This is a genomic window from Neobacillus citreus (assembly GCF_018343545.2).
GTDB classification, from domain to species: Bacteria; Bacillota; Bacilli; order Bacillales; family Cytobacillaceae; genus Neobacillus; species Neobacillus citreus.
Genome location: NZ_JAGYPE020000112.1, coordinates 1 through 8,501, shown reverse-complemented (window position 1 = coordinate 8,501; position 8,501 = coordinate 1). Strand labels below are relative to the sequence as shown.

Below are 8,501 nucleotides of genomic sequence, written 5' to 3'. Positions count from 1 at the left end.
CCGCCAGTAAACCGGCCCATCCCGGGACCAATGGCTACACAGTCAAACTGCTGAAGCTGCGGAATAATTTCATGAACTGCCCTGGCAGCAAAATGACCATGCTCATCAGATAAAGGCAAAAATAATGATTCCGGATTTTGCGCCGCCGCCATCGGATAAATCCCTTCCGGAACGGCCAGCGTTACCAGACCTGCACCGGAATGTAAGGCTGCCTTCGCTGAGAATATCGGGGCGCCTACATATGGGCGTGAGCCGCCGACTATCAGGGCATGACCGAATGTCCCTTTATGACCATGCCTTGGCCGTTTTGGCAGCACCTCCCGCACAAGAGGCCCTGTTATCACCCGTGGCATGTCCAGTCCTAAATCTGCCGCGGCCGAGGGCGGTACAGAAATATCAACCGCCTTCCAGTCACCGATATATTTTGGTCCGTCCTGTAAAAAGAAGCCTTTTTTCGGAAAAACAAATGTTATCGTCTTATCAGCCTTAATTGCTTCTCCTACAACCTTCCCGGTATCGCTGCTGACACCTGAAGGGATATCAACAGACAAGATCAATTTCTTTCCAGTATGTTCGTTGACCATGGAAATCACATTGCTGAAGGGTTCCCTGACAGGGCCATTTACCCCAGTCCCCAAAATGGCATCGACAACCACATCCGCCGTGTTCAATTCATTTTTTAAACCCTTAAGTGAATGTTCTTGAAGGTAATAGACAGGCAGCCCGCGATTCATATACACATCAAAGTGGACTTTTGCATCTCCCTTTAAACGCTCAGGATCGACGAGCAGACAAACAAGAGTCCTGACTCCCGCATCAATCAGCTTGCGGGCAATAACAAAACCGTCGCCGCCGTTATTCCCGCCGCCAGCAAGAACGAGGACCCGTGGATTTGGGCAAGGGAAGTCCGCTATAATTTCCTCTACTACTCTTGCCCCGGCATTTTCCATTAGGACCACACCAGGTAAACCAATCCTTTCCATCGTATACTGATCCATCCGCTGCATGTCCCTTTGCCCCGCCGCAAACATGTCAAACCAACCTCCTCATCGAATATATCTAGTTTCATTTTACATCTTTTCCTCCCAAAAAGAGCCCGAGGTTGTTGGACTCTTTTGGAAATTATTCAGATTTTAGATCTGATTCATTTACATACATAATAAAATCAATCATTTCTTCTCCACTATGAAAGGAATTTCCGTTCGCAGTGGCCTTGATGGCCGCTTCCTCCCCAGAACTTTTATAGGGCGTCCAGCCAAAAAACAAGTCCCTTGCAGGAAATACATCTTGAAAAAAATTCAGCTGCTTTGCCTTGTTTAATTCATCAAAAGAATCGATAATGGAGCTCCATTCGGCGGGCATCCTTAAAACACCATAGGATTTACCGTCAAGAGGCACCGTTTTTTCTAGCAGAATGCCCGGATAATAAGTCTCTATCCCGTCCCTTATTAGATAATTCCTGTCTTTCTTTAAATAAAACTTCATATAGCTAACCGCATCATCTGGGTGGATGTTCCAGACAATCGTGTAAGTTGATGGATTCTTTTGGTTAACCCTCCAAACCTTAGGCTCCCCGGCATTATCAATATATACAGCCTTCCATTGATGATTTTTCCATGCCCAATAGCTTAATCCATAACGGTTATCCTTTGTTACGAACGGGATAACTTTATGACGTTCATCCACGTGGATTATATCTTGAATGGTGTCAGCTGCCACTTCGGGAAAAACATGATTTATTTCCTCAACCAATTGCTGATTCGTTAAAAATCGATCCGGCTTGGAATAATAAAACCAATATACTGTTACCGCGGACAAGAGCAGAATTACTATTCCGAAAATCATCATCTTTTTTCCCATGTCATTGTCCGCCCTTTAATATCGATTCGTCCGAGCGAAAATAATGCTGTTTTTCCGGTGTCGAAATCAATAATCCTTTTCCATCGTTTTCAACATAAACAATCACATTAAGGCCACTTCCAAACTTGGGAGCGGAACCAACAAGCTGATAAGGGAATCGTTCACTTTTTTTATCAGTCTCTTCCTCAGACTCATGGAACCATTCCGTGCTGTGGATGGGTTCTTCCATCATTTTTGGGAGCTGCTTTTGTAATGATATTGTATCCAGGGAAAGATTTTGTGCAGTGAGGTAGGTATTAATAATAGTAGCTCTCTCGATGTTTGAAATATAGACGTCTGCCTGGTTTTCTGGATAAACAAAATGATACAGCGGTATATAAACTAAAGTTGTCGCTAGAAAAATATAATTGGCAAAAAATCCAAGCCAGGCAAAGTGCCGATAAACCTGCCACTGTTCTGTCCTGCCTCTTAACCAAAACAGGATCCAAACACCTAATGGCAAAATGGCAAGCTTAATGGTCGTTTCAGACATCCTCCAATCGAAGGAAAAAGAAAAAACACCTATGAATAGAATGACTATCACTTTCCACAGGCTTATTTTTATGGTCTGTTTTTTATAAATCAGATAGGCGAAATAACCGGTCGTCCCCCATCCCAAAATCCCCAGCAAAACAGCGATGAGATTTACATTCCCCATAGAAACTCATCCCTTTCTATGTTTCCTTAATTTAACAATATAGTATAACTCAGAATTTGCACATCCTAATTTAAATAATATTTCACATTATTGGATATATAGGGTAAATTTAGGGAAAATGTTTTTATTTGTTTTTGCTCATCCTATGATTATTAGAAATTTTTAAGAGGTGTTTAATGAATGGGGAAAGCCAATTTTCAACTGGTTTTACAAACAGTTAACTTAGTTTTAGGATTCATGATTTGGGTCATCATTTCTTCTTTAATATCTTTTATTCAAACTGATATTAAGCTGACACCTGGTCAGCTATCGACCGTAACAGCGATTCCTGTCATTCTAGGTTCGATCTTAAGGGTTCCGATCGGCTTTTGGACAAATCGCTATGGCGCAAGATGGTTGTTTACGATTGGACTGCTATTTCTAATTCTGCCTGTTTACTATATCAGCCTGGCAGATTCCTTCACCGATTTAATCATCGGCGGTTTAGCACTTGGTGTCGGAGGGGCGTTGTTTTCGATTGGGGTTACCTCCCTGCCGAAATATTATCCAAAAGAACGGCATGGGTTTGTAAACGGCATCTACGGGGCTGGTAACATTGGTACAGCCTTTACTTCCTTTTCTGCTCCGCTTTTGGCCAATGCCATCGGCTGGAGAAGCACTGTTCAATTATTTTTAATTTTAATCGTGATTTTCGCGGTTCTGACATTTATCTTTGGTGACAAAAAAGAACAAACGGTAAGGGTCTCCTTAACCGGTCAAATTAAAAGTATTTATAAAAACTATCGGCTCTGGTTTTTATGCTTGTTCTATTTTATAACTTTCGGTTCATTTGTTGCCTTTACTGTTTATTTACCTGCCTTCCTTGTTAACCATTTTCATTTAACGAAGGTGGATGCTGGTTTCCGAACAGCCGGGTTTATTGTCATTGCCACCATCATGCGTCCGATCGGGGGCTTTCTTGCTGATAAATTTAACCCTTATCTCATCTTGATTGTGATCTTTAATGCGATTACTTTTTCCGGATTTCTGTTATCGTTTACTCCGTCATTGCCTATTTATACCGTGGGCTGCATTTTAGTTGCTTTTTGTGCAGGGATCGGAAATGGTACCATTTTCAAGCTTGTGCCTTTATATTTTTCAAAACAGGCCGGCATTGTAAACGGTATTGTAGCGGCCATGGGGGGACTGGGCGGATTTTTCCCGCCAATCGTGTTAACGATTCTATTTAATATGACCGGCCATTATGCGATTGGCTTTATGGCTCTTTCCGAATTCGCACTTGCTGCTGCGATTATTGTGACAGCCCTATACTTCCTTGATAAATTACAGATTTCTAACCAGGTTATTGAAAGCACCGCGGAAGGAATCATGGTGACAGATTTAAAGGGGGTTATTCAACGGATTAATCCTGCGTTCACTGCTGTTACTGGGTATTCGAAAGATGAGGCCATTGGCAATACACCCGTTATCCTTCGCTCAGGAAAACATGATGAAGCATTTTATACAAAAATGTGGGAGGATATCCGTAAAAACGGCTCATGGCAGGGTGAAATTTGGAACAAAAAGAAGGATGGGCAAATTTATTTGGAGTTGTTAACCATCAGCACCATTAAGGATGAAAATGATAACCCGCTGAATTATGTGGGAATGTTTAACGAACTGCGTTAGTGATCTAAATGTACAAAAGAGTTGAGAAATTCAACTCTTTTTTTATTTTATAATAATTTACATTTTGTTGGAAATAGTAAGGGAATACTTGGAAAATTATCCACCAGGAAATTAAGTACTAATTTGAAAGGATGTTTTAAATTGTCAGGACCTAGTTTAAAAAAACAAGATGCACATGACTTAATCCATGAATCAGCATTAAACGAGGCGAAAGAATTAAGGATGTTATTACAAAAATGCGTGGAAGATGGTCAAAAGGAAAAAGCCATTAAAGTAGCAGAGGTATCAATTGAACATTGGGAATCTAGGACATTGCAGCATGCAAGTTCAGAGGAAGAAGGTTTATATAAGGAAATGGTAACTGAAAAACCCCATTTAAAAACTCTTGTCATACAGTTGACTCGTGACCATGACCTTATGCGTAAAATGGTAGAACAAATGAAGGCTCTGTTAATAAATAATGAGATTGATGAAAAATTAGTATCTTTAATGGATTCCTTAATTATTGTTGACTCTCTACATAATGACGATGAAATGAATAAACTTCTAGGACATAAAGAATTCTATAAATTGGAAATTGCGGAAGAGAGTGATGAGATTGCTTGAGGAAAGACTATTACGCTATGGAGCACCCGCCTTATATGACAAGATGGTTGAGACTTTCTCGAATTTTCATATTCATCCATATGATGTTCAATCCACAGTATTAAAAGTCGAGGACAAATTTGAAGTTTCATTGAAATTTTCTGCTGATTTTTCTCAATCTGTAACCCGTCAATTCACTATTGAACAAATGGAGCATCCTGATGAAGAAGTGACAAGCTTTTTTCAAGAATCTGCAGAAAAATGCAAGTCTATATTAATTGCTGATTACTACAAAATGATGAAAGTGTGAAAGGAGTTGAAACGCTTTTGTTTTCATTTCAAGCAGATGCACTTTTGGTTGATGACCGAGAAGATTTGATTGCCGTTTTACAAATGAGATTCGGCACTTTACCGGGGGAAATGATCCAAAAAATTTATGAAATTAATGATATGAATACATTGCAGCGTCTCATCATATCTGCTGCTAATTCGGCAAATTGGGATGTTTTTGTAGAAGATTTTAATGTCAGTAAAGATTCCTATCGATTATTGGGAGATAACTTTAACCCACTAAGAGATTTAATAAAGGAAGGAGAGGTGTGCGATGGAGGAGCATAAGAATAATTTGTTCCATTCTCTTAAACATCTCGTTCGAGGAGACCGAATTAATGATGGTTGGACAGAAGAAAGTCCGCGTCCAAGGGATTGGGAGTCAGCTTACCGTAATCGTTGGGGACATGATAAAGTCGTGCGATCTACTCATGGAGTAAACTGTACGGGTTCTTGCAGTTGGAAAATCCACGTAAAAGATGGGATTATCACTTGGGAAACACAGCAAACAGATTATCCCTCTACTGGGGATGATTTTCCGGAATATGAACCCAGAGGGTGCCCTCGTGGTGCCAGCTTTTCATGGTACACATACAGTCCAACCCGTGTAAAATATCCATATGTTCGTGGAGAACTCTATTCATTATGGAAAGAGGAATTGGAAAAAGCCAATAACCCAGTTCAGGCATGGGAAAATATCGTTACTGACCCTAAAAAGCGTGAACGTTATGTTAAAGCAAGAGGAAAAGGCGGTTTTGTTCGGGGGAATTGGAATGACCTTTGTGAAATGATTGCTGCCGCCAGTATATATACGATAAAAAAATATGGACCAGATCGTATCGTTGGATTTAGCCCTATTCCTGCAATGTCAATGGTCAGCTATTGTGGCGGCACAAGATTTTTGTCCTTAATCGGAGGAACAATATTAAGTTTCTATGATTGGTATGCAGACCTGCCACCGGCTTCACCGCAAGTTTGGGGTGATCAGACAGATGTTCCGGAAAGTGCAGATTGGTATAACACTAAATATTTTATTATTTGGGGAACCAATATTCCACAAACGAGAACGCCAGATGCCCACTTTATGGTGGAATCAAGATACAACGGGACAAAAGTAGTCGGGGTCAGCCCAGATTACGCAGAGTACGAAAAATTTGCTGACATGTGGCTGCCTGCCAAAGCTGGGACAGATGGAGCGCTTGCCATGGCGATGACACATGTGATTTTAAAGGAATTCTATGTAGATAAAGAAACGCCATATTTTATGGAATATGCAAAACAATATACGGATTTGCCATTTTTAATCACATTAAAAAAGAAAAATGATAATTACCGTTCTGATTGTTTCTTACGTGCATCAGATCTTTCTGACCAAGAAGAATTAGGTGAATGGAAAACTGTGGTTTGGGATGAAACAACTGATAACTTTGCCATTCCTAACGGCAGCCAAGGTTTTCGCTGGGATAACGGAAATCAGTGGAACTTAGATTTATATAATATTAATCCCAAAATGAGCTTTTTAGATGATTCAGATGATACTGCTATGGTCGAATTCCCTTACTTTGGCCAAAAGGATGGCGGTTTGATTAAGCGTGAAGTTCCAGTAAAAAAAATAAAAGATAAATCCGGAAATGAATTACTCATTACTACTATCTATGATTTAATGTTGGCACATACCGGAATTAACAGAGGTCTAAAGGGTGACTATCCAAAGGACTATAATGACGATAAAAGTCCCTATACTCCTGCTTGGCAAGAAAGTATCACAGGTGTTAACAAAGCTCATGTAATTCAAGTGGCAAGAGAATTTGCGGAAAATGCAGCATTGACAAAGGGTAAATCAATGATTGCAATGGGTGGTGGAACAAACCACTGGTATCATAGTGACCAAATTTATCGCTGTATTTTAAATCTCATTCTTTTAACCGGTTCACAAGGTGTAAATGGCGGGGGTTGGGCGCATTACGTAGGTCAAGAGAAAGTACGTCCGCTTGAAGGATTCTCCCAAATTGCATTTGCTAATGATTGGGTGAAGGCTCCAAGGTTTATGAACGGTACTTCCTTCTTTTATTTTGCAACAGAGCAATTCCGCTATGAATATGAAAAAAAAGAAGAAGAATCAGAGTGGGGAAGCAAATATTCCAGCATGCATCCAGCTGATTTTAATGCCCTTTCGGCAAGGTTAGGATGGTTACCAAGCTTTCCACAACTTTCAAAAAATTCTTTAGATGTAGTAAGAGAAGCACGCTCAAGAAACAAAAATGATCAAGCGGTTATCGAAGATATCACAAAACAACTAGTGGAAGGAAAGCTTGACTTTGCCATTGAGAATCCAAACGATCCACGTAATTTTCCGCGAGTCTTTTTCAACTGGCGTTCAAATTTATTAGGAGATAGCGGAAAGGGACATGAATATTTCGTGAAGCATTTAATTGGAGGACAAGATTCTGTATTAGGTGATTATGAAAATTCTTGGCAACCCGAGGATGTGAACTTGTCTGATAAGCCACCTGAAGGGAAAACAGATCTTTTCGTCAGCATGGATTTTCGAATGACTAGTTCAGGACTTTTCTCCGATATTATTTTTCCAGCTGCTACGTGGTATGAAAAATACGATATTAGCACCACGGATATGCATCCATTTGTCCATCCGTTTAATGCAGCCATTTCTCCTCCTTGGGAGACAAGAAGCGATTGGGATGCATTTAGGGAAATTGCCAAAAGTTTTTCTGAACTTGCTAAAAACCATCTTCCTGCTCAAGAGGACCTTGTTTTGTCGCCACTTGCACATGATACCATCAATGAAATTGCTCAGCCTTTCGGAAAAGTCAAAGACTGGCGAAAAGGTGAAGTGGAAGCAATACCGGGAAAAACCTTACCAAACTTTAATTTTGTCAAACGTGATTATCCAAATGTATACGATATGTGGATTACCGTTGGGCCAAATATAAAAAATGGATATGGAACAAAAGGGGTTAAAATTCCTGGTGACCAAGTTTACAAGGATTTACTTGACCGCTTAGGACCATCCAAACATATAGGTATTGGAAAAGGTTATCCTGACCTTTATACCGATAAAAAAGCCATTAATGCCATTTTGTTAATGTCCGGTGCTACAAATGGCAAACGAGCGGTTGAAGGTTGGAAATCCGTGGAGGAAAAGACAGGTAAAAAACTGACTCATATTTCCGAGGAACGTGCGGAAGAAGATTATACGTTAGACGCCTTAACCATTCAACCAAGACCAACCCTTTCTTCCCCAGTATGGAGTGGGCTCGAAAAGGATAATCGACGGTACTCTCCGTTTACGATTAACAAAGAATTTAATATACCGTGGCATACACTTACTGGAAGACAAAGC

8 protein-coding genes are annotated in these 8,501 nt (G+C 40.3%); 5 read left to right on the top strand and 3 right to left on the bottom strand.

Going from position 1 to position 8,501, the window contains the following annotated elements:
• From KHB02_RS28960 to KHB02_RS28950, 3 genes are all read right to left on the bottom strand, one after another.
• A partial coding sequence (locus tag KHB02_RS28960) for an NAD(P)H-hydrate epimerase (protein ID WP_241114182.1) occupies positions 1-1,031 on the bottom strand: 1,031 nt, incomplete at its 3' end.
• A gap of 91 nt (positions 1,032-1,122) precedes the next feature.
• Positions 1,123-1,860, bottom strand: coding sequence for a hypothetical protein (locus KHB02_RS28955; RefSeq protein WP_213146659.1), 738 nt, complete (start codon positions 1,858-1,860; stop codon positions 1,123-1,125).
• Position 1,861: 1 nt separating this feature from the next.
• A complete protein-coding gene (locus KHB02_RS28950) occupies positions 1,862-2,557 on the bottom strand; it encodes a hypothetical protein (protein WP_213146658.1) in 696 nt (231 codons plus the stop codon).
• Between the two features lie 180 nt (positions 2,558-2,737).
• On the opposite strand from KHB02_RS28950, the gene KHB02_RS28945 reads away from it, so the two are divergent.
• The 5 genes from KHB02_RS28945 to KHB02_RS28925 all read left to right on the top strand — a co-directional run.
• Entirely contained in the window at positions 2,738-4,225 is a 1,488-nt protein-coding gene (locus KHB02_RS28945; protein WP_213146657.1) for a nitrate/nitrite transporter, read from the top strand.
• 141 nt (positions 4,226-4,366) lie between these two features.
• Complete coding sequence (locus tag KHB02_RS28940; protein ID WP_213146656.1) at positions 4,367-4,831, top strand: hemerythrin domain-containing protein; 465 nt, start codon at positions 4,367-4,369, stop codon at positions 4,829-4,831.
• Positions 4,818-5,120, top strand: a complete 303-nt coding sequence (locus tag KHB02_RS28935) for a hypothetical protein (protein ID WP_213146655.1) — start codon at positions 4,818-4,820, stop codon at positions 5,118-5,120. The genes KHB02_RS28940 and KHB02_RS28935 overlap by 14 nt, the downstream gene beginning before the upstream one ends.
• A gap of 17 nt (positions 5,121-5,137) precedes the next feature.
• Positions 5,138-5,428, top strand: coding sequence for a hypothetical protein (locus KHB02_RS28930; protein WP_213146775.1), 291 nt, complete (start codon positions 5,138-5,140; stop codon positions 5,426-5,428).
• Positions 5,415-8,501, top strand: a 3,087-nt coding sequence (locus tag KHB02_RS28925) for a nitrate reductase subunit alpha (protein WP_241114181.1), incomplete at its 3' end; no start/stop codon positions are given. The genes KHB02_RS28930 and KHB02_RS28925, both read left to right, overlap by 14 nt.